The following is a 17185-nucleotide window of genomic DNA, read 5'->3' on the forward strand; positions in this document are numbered from 1 at the left end:
GATATTGAAATTTATTTCTGTTGCTTTTTTAATTTGTTTACAGCACTGTCCAGCGATTCCGTAGGTTCGATGATATTGTAAGCACCCCAGAAATCTTCGTCCATAAAGTTTTCCACTTTGTCGGACAGCGACTGTGATTCTTTAAATGCCATCTTGAACGGGATACCGCCTACGTTGTCCTCTCTACCATCTGTCACGACCATTTCCGAAATGATGGTGTAGTTGGTTGAGAACAGTTTACGTTTCCAGTCACATTTAAATCGTACCCCGTTGCGTACATAGTTCAGATAAGTTACACCATTCCTTTCTTTATAAGTAACCAGGTAGGCCACTTCAAGCGGGCGGAAACGTAATCCAAACGGTTTCTTTTTGAGGATGGCCTGGGTCGCTTTGTTGCGGTCGTCCATACTCAGGTTGAATTCTGCACGGGTAAATGAGAGTCGTTCCTTGTCGATGTAGAGTTTTCCGTAATACAGGGCATACGGCATGATGACCTGGGGCTGGAAACTGATTACATACTGCGGACGGTTATCGATATTGGTTGATTCTTCCATTTTGAAAGTATAATAAGGCAGGCATTCCAGGTCGAGCATTACATCCGGATTCTTCACAATATCGACATAGATCGACATGTTTGGACCACCGAGCAACTTAACGGCCAGTGTGTCGCTTTTTTTCTGGCTCAACAGCTTACGACCTTTATATATCTGTACCCGGTCGCGGTCTGCCGACTCGTTATACGGGGTTTTGTAGACATCGATCACTGCTTCCGATATGTTGATGTATCTTTTTCCCTTTTGGGCCGTTTCACGATAGAAACCGGTCAGCATATTCGTTTTTTTGCTGTAATTTGCCGGGATCTTCCGGATCGCTTGCTCTACGATGAGACGAGGGTCGCTGGCATGGATAATAATCTCGTCGAGCATGTTCTCGTAAGGAGTCATCCAGACGGTCAGGTCGGAGATATTATTGCCGTTGACTTCTACTTTATTATTATAGTATCCGATATGCGATACTTCTACCGCCTTTACATGAGAAGCATCTTTGATCTTGAAAGAGAATTCCCCTTCCTCGTTGGTGATGGTACCTGAGTTACTGCCCGGGATGGAGATATTTACATATTCCAGCCGTTTCTTGTTTTGCTTGTCTTTAACGACTCCGCTTACGGTGATGTATTCGGCGTTGGCATCGTCGCGTTCCAACTCTTGTGCCTGTAGCGGACTCATCCCTGCCACTAATAATATGATCAGCAAAAACCGGACGGATTGTCTATACTGCGTTTTCATTTCTATATTGTTTTAAAGGTGAATATTACTCGTTTGTATTACTAAGATCGTTCAGGAAGTAAATACCCTATGGAAAAAACGAATTATTTTGATAAATCTTTCTATATTTGTGAGGCACAGGCGGATAAATACACACACACATAATTATATATCCTATGAAAACCAAACGTGTTAATCGAAGAGATTTTTTCAGGCTTTCAGCCACTGCGGGTGTTAGTGCCATAGTTGTTCCGGGTGCTGCGGCCGCTGCCCGTACCGGTCTGTTATCCGGTAATGAGAGTGAAATCCCTGTCCGTACGCTTGGCAGGACGGGTGTAAAACTTCCTATCCTGAGTATGGGAGTGATGCGTGCCGATAATCCGAATGTGGTAAGGGCGGCCTACAATTCCGGCATATTCCATTTCGATACGGCTCATGGCTACCAGAATGGAAAGAATGAAGAGATGCTGGGGAAGTTCTTTACCGGCAAAGCTCGCGACAGTTTCTTTATTGCAACAAAAGGGAAGTTCGATTATCCCCTGAAAGAAGATTTCGAAGAAACGTATGGAAAACTGATGGATCTCAGTCTGCAACGCCTGAACATGGATCATGTAGACCTGTTCTACACACATGCACTGGATAAGGTGGAAGAGGTGAAAGACGAACGTGTGATTGCCGTCCTGAAGAAATTTAAGGAAGAAGGAAAAACCCGTTTCATCGGATTTTCTGCACATGCCGGTAAGCCGGAACTGCTGGATGCCGCTGTCGAAACCGGAGTGTATGATGTGATCCTGCTGAGTTATAATTTCAAGCTCTCTAACCTGAAAGAAACGGAAGACGCGATAGCCCGTGCCGCCAAAGCCGGGATCGGACTTGTTGCGATGAAGACCATGACCGGAGGAACCGAAGATGCCGCAGGTAAAAAGAAGATTAATGCCGAGGCCTGTCTGAAATGGGCCTGGAAGAATGAACATATAACGACTGCCATCCCCGGTTTTTCCAATTACGACGAACTGGAGGAATGTCTGGCGGCCGCCCGCAATCCCGAACTGACTTCCGGCGAACAGGAATATCTGGCTTCCCTCTGCGGACAGGAAATGTTGTATTGTCAGCAATGCGGAAAGTGCCGAACGCAATGTCCCGAACATCTTCCTATTCCTGATATTATGCGGGCTTATATGTATGCCTATGGCTATAAATATTCAAGAATGTCGAAAGAGACACTGGCGGAGTTGGAGCTTTCACCGGATATCTGTTCCAACTGTGAGACCTGTCAGGTGACTTGTCCGTCCGGTTTCGATGTATCGGCAAAGATTGCCGCTATCACACCGGTTATGCAGGTGCCGAATGAATTTCTGACTTAATAATACCGACATATGAGATACATTAATTATTTATTGCTCTTGTTTCTTTTACCTTTTTATCCGTTAAATGCCCAGACATCTGACGAGTTGAAATCGTGGTTGCCGGCAGTGGATGGCTGGACCATATCGGAAGAGGTGGAAGTCTTCAATCCCGATAATTTGTTTGACCGGATCAATGGGGCAGCTCCGCTTTTTATCGAGAATAATTTCAGGGAAATGACTTCGATGGAGTATAAGAAGGGGGCTGATTATATTACTATACAGGCCTACCGGCATGCAACACCGGAAGATGCATTCGGCATGTATTCTTCAGAGCGTTCGTCCGATCTCGCATACCTTCCGATAGGAGGAGAAGCGCAAGGGGATAAGACCAATCTGTATTTCTTTGCCGGGAATATGTATTTAAAGATATGGAGTAATTCCGCCGGGGATGTATCCGGAGAATTGCAGACGATAGGAAAGGGATTGGCTGAAAAGATAGATCCGAATGCCGCTTATCCGTTGGCAGTCCGTTTGTTTCCGAAAGAAGGTAAAGTGCCTTATTCAGACAGTTATATAACTTCCAATTTTATCGGTCATGAGTTTCTGCGTGCCGTTTACACTGCAAAATACGAATGCAACGGACAAAGTTTCCAGTTATTTATACTGGATGGAGGTAGTGCGGAAGGAGTAAAAGAGGTATTGACGCAATATATGGCTTTCACCAAGCAGTCACAGGAATTGAAAGAGGGTGAACTGCTTATAAAAGACCGGTATAACGGAGATATCCCGTCTATCTGGAAAGGACGTTACCTGATCGGTCTCTTCAATGAGAATGGAGATACGATAACCGGCGGGGATAAACTATTGAATGAAGTGGCGGGAAAACTTTAATGATTTTGTAAATGTCAAACTTTGATAAGGCAGACTTTATACAGGCTGTCTACCAGATGGTAAAAACGGTTCCGTACGGGCGTGCCACCAGTTATGGGGCAATAGCCCGTTCCATCGGTTACCCGAATATGTCGCGGATGGTCGGGACTGTGTTAGGTAATTGCAATAGTGAGGAAACGGGTATCCCTGCTTACCGGGTAGTAAACAGCCAGGGGATTTTATCCGGCAAAGATGCTTTCGGCACTCCGACTGAGATGCAAGAGAAGCTGGCAGAAGAAGGTGTTATGGTGGAGAATAATCGTATCAAGGATTGGAAGCATGTGTTCTGGGATCCGATGAAGGAGATTACCTCCTGTTTCAGTTGACAAGTGACAGTTAGGCTTCGCGATCGAATATAGGAGGAATTGAACTTCTACATGAACGAATATTGTCCAATAGAACTGTCATACTATCATTTTTGACTTTTTGCGTATTGAAATCCAATGCTTACAGACTATGATGGTTCGTGTGATAGTTCCATTTTTAACCATCATACTATCATAAAACAGCCAGACAAAGCCGACTGGGTATGTGACTTATTTTCAGCAAAGTAGGGACTTTTCTTTTCTGAGACCCGTGTGTGAAGGGTACTGGGATCCGGGTCTCAGCATCGTTCAAACCCGGGTGTAAAAAGGCCTGAAAAGGGGATCTCAAGTAGAAAGATAAGTAGTTTTCCTGAAAATAAGAGCCATATTTGAGCAAAAGATGTAGTGTACTATCGGAAAACAGCAGGCATCTGATCGTTTTTAATCCCTTTTTTTGCGATGCATTATCTCAAACAGGTCGATAGTTTATGATAGCGCCTTCATCCTGTTTTTATGAAGCTGATATTTAGTGTTTTAAACTATGAACCCACCTTTCTGATTACCTTCAGTATATGAATGCAATCTGAAAGGTGGGTTCATTTGTAACTGTTTGAATATTAGTGGATAAATGCCAATATGAATGATCTGAATGCAAATTCCTGAAAAACTTACTTAACAGTTACTTGCAACGGTTGCTTAACCTTCTGGGCAAATTCCTGCACATACTTAAACCATTCGGCAGAGTTCCGGAAACCCCATTTACTCCATCCGGCTCCGGTGTAATATGTATATTCGCTTCCCGGTGCATAAGTCGTATATGCCAGTACGTGGCCGTCTGCTCCGCGTTGTTTCTTTTCAGCATCGGAGAAGTTGACCGCTTTTGCATCACTGAGCTTTTCCGGGAATACAGCGCCAACGAAGATTTGTCCGTTTGTAGCATCTTCCGGGTCTGCATAAGCGATATAACCATTGGCTGCGTCAGCCTGATAATCTGTGCTCGGTTCATGTAGAACGATACCGGTTACCAACGGGGTCGGTTCGTTCAGGTTGGCAAACGAAAGTGCTATTTTATTCATCTGTGAACCGGCATCCAGGGAAAGTATGCGCGTTTCGATAACATTGTCATTCCCTTTTACAGTCAGCGGATTATAAACCAGCTTAACAGTGAAGCGCAATGGGCCGTTATCCAGGATCTCATACTCTTTATAGCAGTACGGATAAACAATAGAGTCGTTAGCCAAAAGGGCGGAAGTACCTGCACCCAATGTCGGGCCTACCTTGTAGTAATCCAGTCCGTTGCCATGATCGATGTGATAAGAGATGGAGTTTGCCAATTCCTGCGCCGCCTTCTTGTCTGTCTTTCGCAACTCGGCGATTTTGGCTCTCGACTCCGGATTCAACTCTGTCTTGTAACGCATGTCGACTACTGGCTCCGATACACATTTTACCCAGATATCATATCCGAAAGCCTGTTCGCCGGTAGCCTGTAAAGCCGGACCATAGGTACGGAAAGCGATACGGTCGTTTTCCCAGGCAATATCATCCACACGTTCCGGATAGAACTTACCGCAAGCTACAATGGCTGGCTTGTCTGGTGTGCCCGGTTTGATTTGATAAGTAACGTTGCTGTTTGCGTTCACATCAACGGGGAAAATAATTTTATTGTCATAGGTGATCTGGTAAGGGATCTGCGTACCGTTGTTGTCGGAGATGATGAAAGATTCACCATTCAACTTAGCTACTGCCTCCATTGAAATCTCTGTGATTTCGTTTGAACGGGCAATGGAAGAGGGGTTTGTAACTGTGATGTCCACGCTCTTTTCCTGTGTACAGGCAAAAGCGCTGGCAGCCAGAAATAGGGAAATAATCTTTTTCATACAATATTATAGTGTTAGTTCATAAATATTTCGTTACAGGTAATCTTAGAATGAAACCGGCAGTAAAAGTAGGAATATTCGGCAAGTTTACAAAGCTGATTTATGGTAAACAAAATAATTTCTGTTCGATGATGCTTCCGGTCATGCAGTATACTGTTCTTTTTATCGTTTCTATTATATGATGTTGAAGCAATGTTTACTTATTCTGATGTTGATGGGAGTCCCCTATGTCCGGTTGTATGCGCAGGAGTGGAGTGAAGAGGACTCAGTGTGGTTGTCGGGTATTCTGTCAGGAAAAGATACGATCCGTATCAATCCGGAATTTCAGAAAGCGATCCGTAGCGGTACGTTCATTCATCTGGAAGATGAACCCGGGCAGCAAATACTGGAAGCACCGGCGGAGTTGCCTATCCTGAAAGACTTTTCCGAATATCTGCGGGCGGATACGGACAGCATACATAAAAATCTGGATTATAAATCGATGCCTCCGAGCGTTTTTCGCCTGTATGTAATAGAGTTGGATACCGGTATGAAAATAAACAAAGAAGCCTATACACCGCCTCCCGCACGTTTTATTGATAAAAAAGAAATACAGATCGGAAAGCTTCCGGTGACGGCAGCGGCAGGAGGGAGGAATCTCTATTCATCGGATGTGGTGAAAGATGGGCAGAAACGTGGTACGGTAGGCGGATCGGTGAAACTTTATTTCTCCTTGGACGACATACTGAAATGGGTTTTCTCTAAAAAGGAAAGAAACAAGCGTCGGAATCGTAAACGGGATGATACATGGCGTTATTATAATTCGATGCCCTGACAGCCGTGTTTTTTTTCAGATAATAAAAAACTCCCGCCGGTATGTAAACAAATTCGGCGGGAGTCTGAAATTAAGTTATTGCTATTCTTTTTTATTAAGCCTGTAACTAAGTGCTCCCGACGGACATTTGTTGATCTGTGCGATCAGTTCCTCCGTAGTTGCATTTTCAATTTTTATCCAGGGTCTTTCCTTGGGGTTGTATACCTGTGGTAATGTTTTTACACAAATACCTGCATGCTTACACAATTCGGGCTGCCAGATAATGGTCAGCTCGCCATTTGAATATTCAATTTTCTTTCCCATACTCTATATCGCTTTATCCTACATTAATACCTTTCATAACTATATGTCGCCAGTCCGGATGCTTTTTAATATATCCTGCTACAAAAGGACATAGCGGCACCAGGCGTAACTCCTGCTTTTCGATATCCTTCAGTACTTTTTCGACCAGTTGGCTCCCAACACCTTTTCCTTCCAGTTGGACCGGAACCTCCGTATGTGTGAGATAGATTTCTCCCGTTTTATTTTTGATATACTCGATCTTTGGAATCAGTTTGCCAATATGAAACTCGTATTGATGATCCTCCCTGTTATCAATTAATTCGTAATCGTCCATTTTATACTCTTTTATTAATGTTCTGTTATATTTCAAACATTTTATGGAGAAGCTTTGTTTGGGATATTTTCGATTTTCTTTGGCCAAGTCCCTGATAACGAGATGATGTTAGGAGCCTGTTTCTGATTGTAAGTTATAATTCGTTTATTCTTACGAATTAATATGAATATATGCTGTTTGGTGAAACTTTTATTGTTTGTGATCTGTTTTATAATAGTAAAACAAAGTCATTTTGTTATCAAAGAGGGAATAATTGATGAATAATGGTATAATTGACTAATAAGGAAGTAAAATGGAACACCTCTGTTTTATTTTTAATTGTTAGTTTTAGGTCACATATCAAAAATGGAGTGTTATGAATAAGAATGACGTTGGTTCAGATGCCGGTAAGATCTGGCGTTTGCTTGCAGAAAGGGGCAACATGTCCATCAGAAAGATTGGAGAAATGACTCATTGCAGGGAGTCTGTAATTTTTCTTGCTTTAGGTTGGTTAGCCCGGGAAAACAAAATACGTTTCCGGAACGAGGGTGGCGATATGCTGTTTGTTGAAATAAATATTCCACTGACAGAAACGTATTATTAAACAGGGAACTGATATTTTAGGCGCAACGAATAAAGGGATACAAATAAGTTGTAGCCCTTTTTTTGTTGCGCCTGTCTGTGTTCCTATTTCCGGTAATGACAGCAGGCCGGAAGCTTGTCGTAAACATTTTGGTCTGCCTTGTACTTGTCATTGTCGTGCCCGGCTGCAGCAATGGCTTTGGCTATGGCATCGACAGATGTTTGTTTAGGGTCAAACTGTAAATGTACCATCTGGGCATCTTTGTCCCACATGGCGGACGAGACTCCTTTAATACTCTTGGCTGTATCTTCGATACGTTGTTTACACATATCGCAGGCACCTTTTACTCCGAACATGGCATGTTCGCTTTGTACATTGGAGGCTTGCATAGAATGTCCGGCGTGCCCGGTCATCGGTTGTGCAGCGTTTCCGTCATTGTTCATCATAGAAGGTTTTCCTTCCAGCTGGGCACTGGCATCGATTGAAAAGACCCCGTTTGTCACAATTTCTTCTCCATCGGATAATCCTTTCAGTATGACATAAGCATTGCCTAACGACGGACCCAATTCTACTTCCCGCATCCGGAAAGTGGGTGTGGAGATGTCCGGCTGTTTGACATATACTATTGCGCGTTTTCCGGTCCAAAGTACGGCTGTCTGTGGAACGACGATCTGGTCTTTGTATCCTTTTAAAGCTGCATTGACAGTAGCTGTCGCATACATTTCCGGTTTTAGTTCCATCTGGGGGTTGGATACCTCGACACGTACCCGGGAAGTACGGCTGGCAACGTTTACAATGGGGTCGATAAATGCGATCTTGCCTTTGTATACTTTGCCGGGAAGAGCCTGCAAGGTGAATTCCACCGGGTCGCCTTTACTTAAAAAAGGCAGGTCGACTTCGTAAGCATCGAACATAGCCCATACCTTGGAAAGGTTGGCTACATCGAATAGGATAGCTCCTTGTGATACATAATCTCCCTGGCTGACCTTTTTCGATATGACGATACCGCTGGTGTTTGATTTGATTTCTACTAACGGGGAAGTAGTATCCGATTGCTCGATGGCTGTAATTTGTGCATCGGTCATTTTCCAGAGTTGCAGTTTTTCTTTGGCCGCCTGGATCAATGCCGGTTGTTGCATTTTTATAGCTTCCAGTAATTCCTGCTGGGCTGTAAATAGTTCCGGCGAGTATAAGGTGGCAAGTGTCTGGCCGCTACGTACGGTTTCTCCTGTAAAATCGACGGCAAGGTTTTCGATGCGGCCTCCTACATGAGCTGTCTGCGATTGAAGACTCCGTTCGTCCGGTGCTATTTTGCCATAGAGACGTACTTGTTTTACCGGATTTTCTTTACTGACACGCGATGTTTGTACATCGGCCAGCGCCATAGCTTCTTCCGATAACTGAATAGACGAAGGATCGATGTTTTCGTTATTGTTACCGCTTTTGCGTACAGGTATCAGGTCCATGCCGCAGATAGGACATTTACCCGGTTTATCCTGTCGGATCTGAGGATGCATGGAACAGGTCCAGACCCCGTTTTCATCCTGTTGCAGATCGTGGCTATGGGAATGCCCGGCTATGCTGTCATGGGAATGATCGTGATGGCTGCTGTCAGTCTGCGGGGTGGAGGAGGGGCTGAATAATAACCAGCCGACTAATAATCCTGCAAGTGCGAATATTATATATTGAACTTGCTTTGTCTTGATCCATTCTTTTATCTTTTTCATACGATTAATCATTTAATGAGGTTGCTACTAACTTTTCCATGCCGGCTACCATTGTGTTGTATTCGGCAACTGCTTCACTTTTTTTGAGACTGTAATCCAGTAACTGGCGTTCGACTTGTATAATGTCGGTGAGGCTGGTCACTCCGGCTGAGAATTCTCGTACCATCAGTTGCCAGGTGGATAAAGCCAGGTTTTGCTGTTTTTTATATAAGCTGACTTTACGGGCTGCATCTGCCAGTTGTTGTTTGACTGTCTGATACTCGGCCTGCAACTGGTTCAGCGTATTTTCGTATTTTAGCTCACTTGCCTGGCGGTAATGTTTACTTTCCCGTTGTTGTGCGTTATATTTCTTTCGGAAAATGGGGATACTTATCTTGAACATGGGCATGACCATATCCATTCCGTTCATGTCAGGCATGACCATTGCATTATCTGATTTACCGACTACCGAATATTGCAGGCCGATACCGAACATCGGATAACTCATCTTCTTATCCATTATTGCTTTGGCCTTATAGGCATTCGCCTCTGCTTCCAGCATCGATAACATCGGGTTGGCCAGGATAATGCTGTCGGTCATCGTTTTGTCATCTGCCAGGAAACGAATTTGTATCAGTGAGTCGGGTATAGCCACTCTTGTCTGTTGATCGCGGTTTAATAAGGCATTGAACCGGGCTTCAGCTGCGGTACGGTTGGAGATAATTACTTCCAGATTATTCTCAAGTTCTGCTTTTTCTATCTGGATACGCAATACATCTGACATACCTCCGGAAGAATTTCCTGTCCCCATGGGGCTTCCTCCCATGCCGGACATTCCGCTATTATTGGATGCTGGCATGGCTGTTGTTGGCGAAGTATTACCTGTTCCTCCCATATTGCCCATACTGTTTCCGGATGAGGCAGGTACAGCCTGGGGGGTATTGGCTACAGGTGGAGTTACTGTCGGTGTGGAGGGGACACCGGGTGCGGAGAAACGCTTAAGTGCCAACTGTTCCAATTGCTCCAGCAAAATAAGATTTGCCTGTGTATTTTTATACTGTTCATTCAGATTACATAGTTGATACCACTGGCTTTTGACCTCATAGAACAGGTTGTTTCTGGCATCACGGAATTGATCGTAGGCCATACGTGACATTTCTGTCGCTTCGTTACGTGCTGCTTTTTGTGTTCCGAACCAGGGAAACATCTGCATGAGTGTGAAGTCTGCAATCTGTTTTCCTCCCAGTGTTTCCATGGGTTTTACAAAAAGGCCTATATCCAATTCCGGATCGGAGTAGGCTCCCGCTTGTGGAATTTTTTCCAGTGAAGCTTTATAAAGGGCGAAGTTGGAGTTGACCAGCGGATTATTGCGAGCGGCTGTTTCCAGATAATAAGCAAGGCTATCTGCCTGCTGTGAATATCCGGATAAAGTACCGAGCAGTAAGGCGATACCGATCAGATATAGTTGTATTTTGAGATTATTCTTCATCGCTTGTATCATTTTCAATGTTTTGTTTCTTTTGTTCTTTCTTAATTACGCTCTCACGCCACCAGCATTGCAGGACGGGTACGACAAACATGGTCATAGACTGTATCAGCATTCCCCCGAAGGTGGGTATTGCCATCGGCACCATGATGTCGGCACCTTTTCCTGTCGAGGTCAATACCGGAAGTAAGGCAATCAGTGTTGTTGCCGTTGTCATGGCGGCCGGTCGTACACGTTTTAATCCGGCAGTAACAACGGCTTCCCGTATAGCCTCTTTCGTACGGGGATTTTGCCGGAGGAATGTTTGGTGGATGTAAGTACCCATCAATACACCGTCGTCGGTTGCAACACCGAACAAAGCAATAAACCCGACCCAGACGGCAACACTCAGGTTGATGGTATGCATCTGGAAAAGATCCCTCATATTCTCTCCGCCGACGGAGAAGTTCATAAACCAATCCTGTCCATACAGCCAAAGCAGGATAAATCCTCCGGCAAAGGCAACAAATACACCTGAGAAGTGGATAAGAGAGGCTGTAACCGTCTTGAACTGGAAATATAAGACCAGCAGAACAATCAGTAATGCCAGAGGCACTACAATTGCCAGCCGCTGGGTAGCCCGTTCCTGTTGCTCATAGTTCCCTGCAAACTTGTAAGATACCCCTTTGGCCAGAGTCAGTTCACCATCCTTTATTTTTTGTTCAAGTAAGCGGGTGGCTTCTTTAACCACATCGACCTCTGCTTTACCGGATATTTTGTCGAAAATGACATAGCCGACCAAGAACGTGTTTTCACTTTGTATCATTTGGGCTCCACGGGTATAATCGATATCGGCCAGTTCTTTCAATGGTATCTGGGCTCCCGTTGCCGTAGGAACCAGTAACATAGACAATGCTTCCGGGTTATCCCGCAATTCGCGGGCATAACGTAGGCGGACCGGAAAACGCTCCCTTCCTTCGACCGTTGTCGTCAATACCATTCCACCGACAGCAGCACTTAATATTTCCTGCAAATCTTCTACATTCACTCCATAACGCGCCATGTTGTCCCTGTTTAAATTGATTTCGAGATAAGGAGCTCCTACCGCCCTGTCATAGAATACGGAGGAAGGGATTACGGAAGGCACTTCTTTTAATGCCTGCTCGATAACCTTACCGCTCTGTTCGATCGTTTCCAGGTCGGGACCGTATATTTTCAATCCCATCGGGGCACGCATACCGGTCGACAACATAACGAGACGGGCCTCGATTGGCTGCAACTTGGGAGCTGAAGTAAGACCCGGCAGATGGGTGACATTTACTATCTGTTGCCAGATATCGTCTGTGTTTTTTATTTCCGGACGCCATTGGCGGAAATAGTCTCCTTTACTGTCGGCTATCAGACTGTCTTTGGGAATGAGCCGGAAACCGTCAGCCGGATTGTATGTATCGCCGTTTTTCAGCATGTAGGCACCCTGTTTATTAACCTTGAAACGTCCCCTTTGCCCGTCTTCATTCAGAATGTATTCAGGACGATAGTTTATCGTATTTTCAAACATTTGTGCCGGAGCAGGGTCGAGGGCTGAGTTGACGCGTCCCCATTTTCCGATGGCTGTCTCCACTTCCGGAATGGCTGCCAGGCGTTTGTCGAGCGCTTCGATATAATCGAGGTTTTGTGCAATTCCGGTATGAGGCATGCTGGTGGGCATCAGGAGGAAGGAACCTTCATTCAGGCTGGGCATAAACTCTTCGCCTATACCGGGAAACTCAGCGGATGCTTTTTCCCAGAAAGTTGTCTGGCGGAAATCTTTCCATCCCAGCGTTTCCATACCTGATGCAACGAATCCGAATGTTTTATTAAATCCTATCCATATAATGATACCGAACAGGATTGTTGTCGTAGGAATGATCATGAACTGCCAACGGTGACTGAGGCACCATCTTAATATCTGTTCGTAGTAGATCACCAGCAACCATAGGAGGGTTAAGATGACAACGATACAAGCCGCTACGAAAAGTATGTTGGAGAATAATCCGGCCTGAGGTCCCATCGGTAGCCATTCTTCCGACAGATAATAAACTGCCACTAGTAAGGTGATACCTATATTGATATAGTTGCTAGTCTTCGGATTTTTCCAGTAGGAGACAAGAAGATTGTTTAGTCCGACAGCCGTAAGGCCAAGTACCGGAATACTACTGTAAATGATTGACAAAGCAATGCCTGCTACAATCAGGAGGTAATTGGCTATCTTTCGTATCGATCTGGAATTGATCCGGACAGAGAACAGCAAATAAGAAAGTGTCGGCAGGAGGATCAACCCTAGTATGAAAGCGGATGCCAGTGCATACGTTTTAGTATAGGCGAGGGGAGAGAACATTTTCCCTTCCTGAGCCTCCATGGCAAATACAGGTAAAAAACTGACTATTGTGGTGATCATAGCCGTTGCTATGGCTCCGGATACTTCACTGACAGCCTTGTAGATAAGGTTGATCAATGCTTTCCCGCCTTTGATACTCTTGTTCTCCGGCATTTCCATATAACGAATAATGCTTTCTACAAATACGACCCCTACATCGACCATGACTCCGATAGCAATGGCAATACCGGACAAAGCAACAATGTTTGCTTCTATCCCGGTGTATTTCATGATGATAAATGTAGCCAGTACGGCCACTGGGAGCATACTTGCTATTACTACGGATGCGCGCAGGTTAAGGACCAATACAATGATTACGATGATACAGATCAGTATTTCGTGTGAGAGCGAAGTTTCAAGTGTTCCGATCGTTTCTTTGATTAGGCCGGTCCGGTCGTAAAAAGGTATGACATTAACCTTCGACACAGTGCCGTCCGCCAGTGTTTTTTGAGGAAGACCGGCTTCTATTTCTTTAATCTTAGCTTTAACATTGTCGATCACTTCCAACGGATTCGCTCCGTACCGGGCGATAACAACTCCCCCCACGGCTTCTACGCCTTCCTTATCCAATCCGCCACGCCGGGTACCCGGACCGATATTCACGAAAGCTACATCCGATATGCGTACCGGTACACCGTCCCTGACGGTTACGACAGCTTTTTCCAGGTCAGATACATCTTTAATATAGCCAAGCCCACGGATCAGGTATTCTACCTTGTTGATCTCCATCGTTTCGGCACCGATGTCGAGATTACTTTTCTTTACGGCATTCATGATATCCATGACGGAAACGTTGAAGGCGCGCATGGCATCCGGGTTCAGTTCTATCTGATATTCTTTTACAAAACCTCCGGCAGAAGCCACTTCCGATACTCCTTCGGCCGCGGAAAGGGAGTATTTTACATAGAAATCCTGTATGGTACGCAATTCTTCGGCATTCCAACCGCCGGTAGGTTTCCCTGTCTCCGGGTTTCTGCCTTCCAGGGTGTACCAGTATATTTGACCCAGAGCTGTGGCATCCGGACCTAATGCCGGTTGAACGCCTTCCGGCAAGGTGCCGGATGGCAGTGAATTCAGTTTTTCCAGAATCCTTGAACGACTCCAGTAGAACTCTATATCATCGTCGAAGATGATGTAGATGAACGACATCCCGAACATGGAGCTACTCCGGATACTTTTTACTCCCGGAATCCCCAATAGGGAAGTGGTCAGTGGATAAGTGATCTGATCTTGTATATCTTTTGGCGATCGCCCCATCCATTCGGTTGCGACGATCTGTTGGTTGTCACCGATATCCGGGATTGCGTCTACCGGGATCGGATTACGCGGAATAATACCTCCGTGCCAGTTGAAGGGAGAGGTCGATATACCCCAGACAATGACTAATATTAATAATAGAATGGTTACAACCCTGTTATCAAGGAAATAACGGATTATTTTATTTAGCATAGAATGATGTTTTAATCAAAATGATTTAATTAATGCATAAAATCTTGTTGCAATGGGTAGGCTTTGTTTTCCAAAGAATACCGATGCATGTAAGCTTTCCTCTTGCGTTATACAAAAGGAACAGATAATTCTTATTTATTGTTTATTGAAGTATAAACAAAAATAGGTATGTCCGGTCTGTAAAACCGGTATTAATTAAATCAGAAAGGAACAATTGCGAATGCATAGCTCTGCGCCACTACATTCGGGTGGGGATTTAAAAAAGGAAAAGGACGAAATTGATTCATCTGTCTCAGACAAAACCAAAAGTTCCCTTATATTGAATAATAAAGATAGAGTGACCGGCGTATAATCGAAAGTCGGCATCTGGTTGACATTCTGGTCGACAGTCATCTTGATCAACTGTGTCTCTGTCGAGCAGCAATGATGTGATTGCTGCTTCTCCTTGCAGGAAGGGCATATATCCGTCAGCCATAAATCCACTTCTACCAGTTTACCCATACAATGATGGATATTCAGAGCTATTCCACTGGAGACTCCGATATATAGAATTGTTAATATGACTAAGATATATTTTTTCATAATTGCAAAGATATAACAGTTTCTCCGGATTAAAATATAAAATGTATGGAGAGCTTATTAAAGAATGTTTCATCTTGCTGTCAGTCACATTTTCTTGTTGTATCTTCACGGCGTAAACAAAAAATATATTTTGCATATTCAATATATTAAGAGGTAAAATTTTTATGGTAATAGCTTATTTAAGAGTAACTATAGGCAAGCAGCATCTTGAAACACAAAAAGATGAAATTGAACGCTATGCAGCAGCAAATGGTTTTGAGGTCAATAAATGGATAACGGATATTATTGATGAAAAAAGAAAGGAGAAAGAGTCGTCATTAAGTCGTATCATAGACCGGATGAAACAAGGGGATAAGGTGATCATTACTGATATTGCCAGGTTTGGCCGTACCTTATCCGAAGTGATGACTCTTTTAGGCAAATGTATGGCGAAAGGTATTCATGTATGCAGTATAAACGATCGTTATATTCTGGATGACGGTTTGAATACGACGGTAGTATCGGATACGTGCAATCTGATTTCTGAGATCGAACATAACCTGATGTCGATCCGGACGAAAGAAGCATTGAATCATAAGAAGGATAAAGGACTGCAGTTAGGACGTCCGAAAGGTACCGATGCCAAACAGTCTTTGTTGGATGCCAATAAAGAAGAAGTGATGAATATGCTCGAGAGAGGCGATACGGTCGTGATGATCTGTAAGCATTTCAATGTTTCCAGAAACACTTACTATCAGTTTAAGAGGAATTACGGACTTTAAAACCAGTCCTTTTTCCTCATATATATCCAGGTGAGCAAACCGGTAAGAAACATGACACTCCAGGCTATTCCATAACCGTATTTCCAGTCGAGTTCAGGCATCAGTTTAAAATTCATACCCCATACGCCGACAAGGAATGTCAGTGGAATGAACAAGGTAGACACAACCGTCAGTCGTTTCATGATTGCATTCATGCGCAGGTCGTTGTTTGATATATAGAGGTCTACTAATGACGATATGATTTCCCTGCAACTTTCGGTCGTTTGTATCACAAACTGCAACTGGTCGGATAAATCGGTATAGATCGGTAGCATATCCGGGCTGATTATTCCGTTCTCCGTACGTAATAGTTTGGGGAACTGTTCTTTCAAAGGCTGGCTGTTCTTTCTGATGACCATGTATTCATGACGGCGCTGCTGTATCAAAGAGCCCATATTCCCCTGATCGTTTTTTATGTCGAGCAGGGTTTCTTCAATATCTTCCAACATCTCTTCTACTTTGGATGCCGTTTCTACCAGATTAGCGATAATTGTATTCAAAAGGAAAGCCAGTAACAATCCACTACCTTTCTTCCGCAGACTCAGCATATTCGATTCAAGTGCTTTCATTGTACTGGCAAATATCGGATTGTTGGTCTCAGTAAAAGAGATGACAACATTATCTGTGACCAGTATACTGATATGCTCGGAATGCATTTCCATATTAGCATCGTAATAGCTGGAGTTTAGGATAATTAGCATGTGATTGGCATACTCTTCGATCTTTACTACATGTTGAGGAGTCAGGATATCTTTGGCATCCAGGTTATGGAGCCCGAAATCGTTTACGATACGCGTGATTGCATCCGAATCGGTAAGCCCGCTTACCTGAAACCAGTTAACTTTGTTGGGATCGGTCAGTTTATTGAACGAAGTCGTTCCTTTCTTGACTTCTGCCGTGTGGATTCCTTCAGCATTGTATTGTGTGAGACGAATGTCGGTTACAGTTTCATGTTCACCGGCATAATAATATTTATCCGACAGATGACGGTTTGAAATATGTCTGTGCCTGCGCAAATGCGTTCCCTCTTTTCGTCTCATAACTACAATTGT

The 17185-nt window shown here is 44.1% G+C and carries 15 protein-coding genes; 6 read left to right on the top strand and 9 right to left on the bottom strand.

The annotated features are described in order from the left end of the window. Positions 1 to 11: 11 nt before the first annotated feature. Positions 12 to 1286 (bottom strand): carboxypeptidase-like regulatory domain-containing protein, encoded by a 1275-nt coding sequence (locus tag M1P97_RS10640; RefSeq protein ID WP_195375250.1) that lies wholly within the window; start codon positions 1284 to 1286, stop codon positions 12 to 14. 155 nt (positions 1287 to 1441) lie between these two features. On the opposite strand from M1P97_RS10640, the gene M1P97_RS10645 reads away from it, so the two are divergent. Genes M1P97_RS10645 through M1P97_RS10655 form a run of 3 tightly spaced genes read left to right on the top strand, consistent with a single transcriptional unit; the run spans position 1442 to position 3867 of the window. After that, positions 1442 to 2629, top strand: coding sequence for an aldo/keto reductase (locus tag M1P97_RS10645; RefSeq protein WP_195375251.1), 1188 nt, complete (start codon positions 1442 to 1444; stop codon positions 2627 to 2629). A 12-nt stretch (positions 2630 to 2641) separates the two neighbouring features. After that, entirely contained in the window at positions 2642 to 3502 is an 861-nt protein-coding gene (locus M1P97_RS10650) for a DUF6599 family protein (RefSeq protein WP_195375252.1), read from the top strand. 11 nt (positions 3503 to 3513) lie between these two features. Then, on the top strand, positions 3514 to 3867 hold the full coding sequence (locus tag M1P97_RS10655; protein WP_195375253.1) for an MGMT family protein: 354 nt from the start codon (positions 3514 to 3516) through the stop codon (positions 3865 to 3867). A gap of 647 nt (positions 3868 to 4514) precedes the next feature. Here the strand turns inward: M1P97_RS10655 and M1P97_RS10660 are convergent. Then, positions 4515 to 5723, bottom strand: a complete 1209-nt coding sequence (locus M1P97_RS10660; RefSeq protein ID WP_249389063.1) for a DUF4861 domain-containing protein — start codon at positions 5721 to 5723, stop codon at positions 4515 to 4517. A 178-nt stretch (positions 5724 to 5901) separates the two neighbouring features. Between M1P97_RS10660 and M1P97_RS10665 the strand changes: the two genes are divergently transcribed. Beyond that, positions 5902 to 6537, top strand: coding sequence for a hypothetical protein (locus M1P97_RS10665; RefSeq protein ID WP_249389064.1), 636 nt, complete (start codon positions 5902 to 5904; stop codon positions 6535 to 6537). 81 nt (positions 6538 to 6618) lie between these two features. Here M1P97_RS10665 and M1P97_RS10670 read toward each other — a convergent pair whose 3' ends face one another. After that, positions 6619 to 6840, bottom strand: coding sequence for a (4Fe-4S)-binding protein (locus M1P97_RS10670; RefSeq protein WP_075557227.1), 222 nt, complete (start codon positions 6838 to 6840; stop codon positions 6619 to 6621). Between the two features lie 13 nt (positions 6841 to 6853). Further along, on the bottom strand, positions 6854 to 7153 hold the full coding sequence (locus tag M1P97_RS10675; RefSeq protein ID WP_195375256.1) for a GNAT family N-acetyltransferase: 300 nt from the start codon (positions 7151 to 7153) through the stop codon (positions 6854 to 6856). 355 nt (positions 7154 to 7508) lie between these two features. Here M1P97_RS10675 and M1P97_RS10680 point away from each other — a divergent pair, with 355 nt between their 5' ends. Beyond that, positions 7509 to 7736 carry a winged helix-turn-helix domain-containing protein gene (locus M1P97_RS10680; RefSeq protein WP_195371781.1) on the top strand — a complete coding sequence of 76 codons (228 nt, stop codon included), beginning with the start codon at positions 7509 to 7511 and terminating at the stop codon, positions 7734 to 7736. A gap of 83 nt (positions 7737 to 7819) precedes the next feature. Here the strand turns inward: M1P97_RS10680 and M1P97_RS10685 are convergent, their stop codons facing one another. From M1P97_RS10685 to M1P97_RS10700, 4 genes are all read right to left on the bottom strand, one after another. Continuing rightward, positions 7820 to 9442: an efflux RND transporter periplasmic adaptor subunit gene (locus tag M1P97_RS10685; RefSeq protein ID WP_249389065.1), complete on the bottom strand. Its 1623-nt coding sequence runs from the start codon at positions 9440 to 9442 to the stop codon at positions 7820 to 7822. Between the two features lie 4 nt (positions 9443 to 9446). After that, the gene (locus M1P97_RS10690) at positions 9447 to 10910 is read right to left on the bottom strand and encodes a TolC family protein (protein ID WP_262923233.1); all 1464 of its coding nucleotides are present in this window, start codon (positions 10908 to 10910) and stop codon (positions 9447 to 9449) included. Then, complete coding sequence (locus M1P97_RS10695) at positions 10900 to 14751, bottom strand: efflux RND transporter permease subunit (protein WP_195371778.1); 3852 nt, start codon at positions 14749 to 14751, stop codon at positions 10900 to 10902. Before M1P97_RS10695 ends, M1P97_RS10690 begins: the two co-directional genes overlap by 11 nt. 195 nt (positions 14752 to 14946) lie before the next feature. Further along, on the bottom strand, positions 14947 to 15333 hold the full coding sequence (locus M1P97_RS10700) for an HYC_CC_PP family protein (RefSeq protein WP_195371777.1): 387 nt from the start codon (positions 15331 to 15333) through the stop codon (positions 14947 to 14949). 164 nt (positions 15334 to 15497) lie between these two features. Between M1P97_RS10700 and M1P97_RS10705 the strand changes: the two genes are divergently transcribed. After that, entirely contained in the window at positions 15498 to 16094 is a 597-nt protein-coding gene (locus tag M1P97_RS10705) for a recombinase family protein (RefSeq protein ID WP_195371776.1), read from the top strand. On the opposite strand, the gene corA is transcribed toward M1P97_RS10705, so the two are convergent. After that, positions 16091 to 17173: a magnesium/cobalt transporter CorA gene (gene corA / locus M1P97_RS10710; protein WP_195371775.1), complete on the bottom strand. Its 1083-nt coding sequence runs from the start codon at positions 17171 to 17173 to the stop codon at positions 16091 to 16093. The two genes, M1P97_RS10705 and corA, sit on opposite strands and share 4 nt — an antisense overlap. Between the last annotated feature and the right edge of the window lie 12 nt (positions 17174 to 17185).

It is taken from the genome of Parabacteroides leei (assembly GCF_023369805.1).
In the GTDB taxonomy this organism is placed as follows: Bacteria; Bacteroidota; Bacteroidia; order Bacteroidales; family Tannerellaceae; genus Parabacteroides; species Parabacteroides leei.

Excerpts from the sequence above, each read along its gene's own strand:
- M1P97_RS10650 (WP_195375252.1), top strand. The coding sequence starts at position 2,642 with ATGAGATACATTAATTATTTATTGCTCTTGTTTCTTTTACCTTTTTAT.
- M1P97_RS10665 (WP_249389064.1), top strand. The coding sequence starts at position 5,902 with ATGATGTTGAAGCAATGTTTACTTATTCTGATGTTGATGGGAGTCCCC.
- M1P97_RS10695 (WP_195371778.1), bottom strand. The coding sequence starts at position 14,751 with ATGCTAAATAAAATAATCCGTTATTTCCTTGATAACAGGGTTGTAACC.
- M1P97_RS10675 (WP_195375256.1), bottom strand. The coding sequence starts at position 7,153 with ATGGACGATTACGAATTAATTGATAACAGGGAGGATCATCAATACGAG.
- M1P97_RS10685 (WP_249389065.1), bottom strand. The coding sequence starts at position 9,442 with ATGAAAAAGATAAAAGAATGGATCAAGACAAAGCAAGTTCAATATATA.
- M1P97_RS10690 (WP_262923233.1), bottom strand. The coding sequence starts at position 10,910 with ATGAAGAATAATCTCAAAATACAACTATATCTGATCGGTATCGCCTTA.
- M1P97_RS10670 (WP_075557227.1), bottom strand. The coding sequence starts at position 6,840 with ATGGGAAAGAAAATTGAATATTCAAATGGCGAGCTGACCATTATCTGG.
- M1P97_RS10660 (WP_249389063.1), bottom strand. The coding sequence starts at position 5,723 with ATGAAAAAGATTATTTCCCTATTTCTGGCTGCCAGCGCTTTTGCCTGT.
- M1P97_RS10705 (WP_195371776.1), top strand. The coding sequence starts at position 15,498 with ATGGTAATAGCTTATTTAAGAGTAACTATAGGCAAGCAGCATCTTGAA.
- M1P97_RS10640 (WP_195375250.1), bottom strand. The coding sequence starts at position 1,286 with ATGAAAACGCAGTATAGACAATCCGTCCGGTTTTTGCTGATCATATTA.
- corA (WP_195371775.1), bottom strand. The coding sequence starts at position 17,173 with ATGAGACGAAAAGAGGGAACGCATTTGCGCAGGCACAGACATATTTCA.
- M1P97_RS10655 (WP_195375253.1), top strand. The coding sequence starts at position 3,514 with ATGTCAAACTTTGATAAGGCAGACTTTATACAGGCTGTCTACCAGATG.
- M1P97_RS10680 (WP_195371781.1), top strand. The coding sequence starts at position 7,509 with ATGAATAAGAATGACGTTGGTTCAGATGCCGGTAAGATCTGGCGTTTG.
- M1P97_RS10700 (WP_195371777.1), bottom strand. The coding sequence starts at position 15,333 with ATGAAAAAATATATCTTAGTCATATTAACAATTCTATATATCGGAGTC.
- M1P97_RS10645 (WP_195375251.1), top strand. The coding sequence starts at position 1,442 with ATGAAAACCAAACGTGTTAATCGAAGAGATTTTTTCAGGCTTTCAGCC.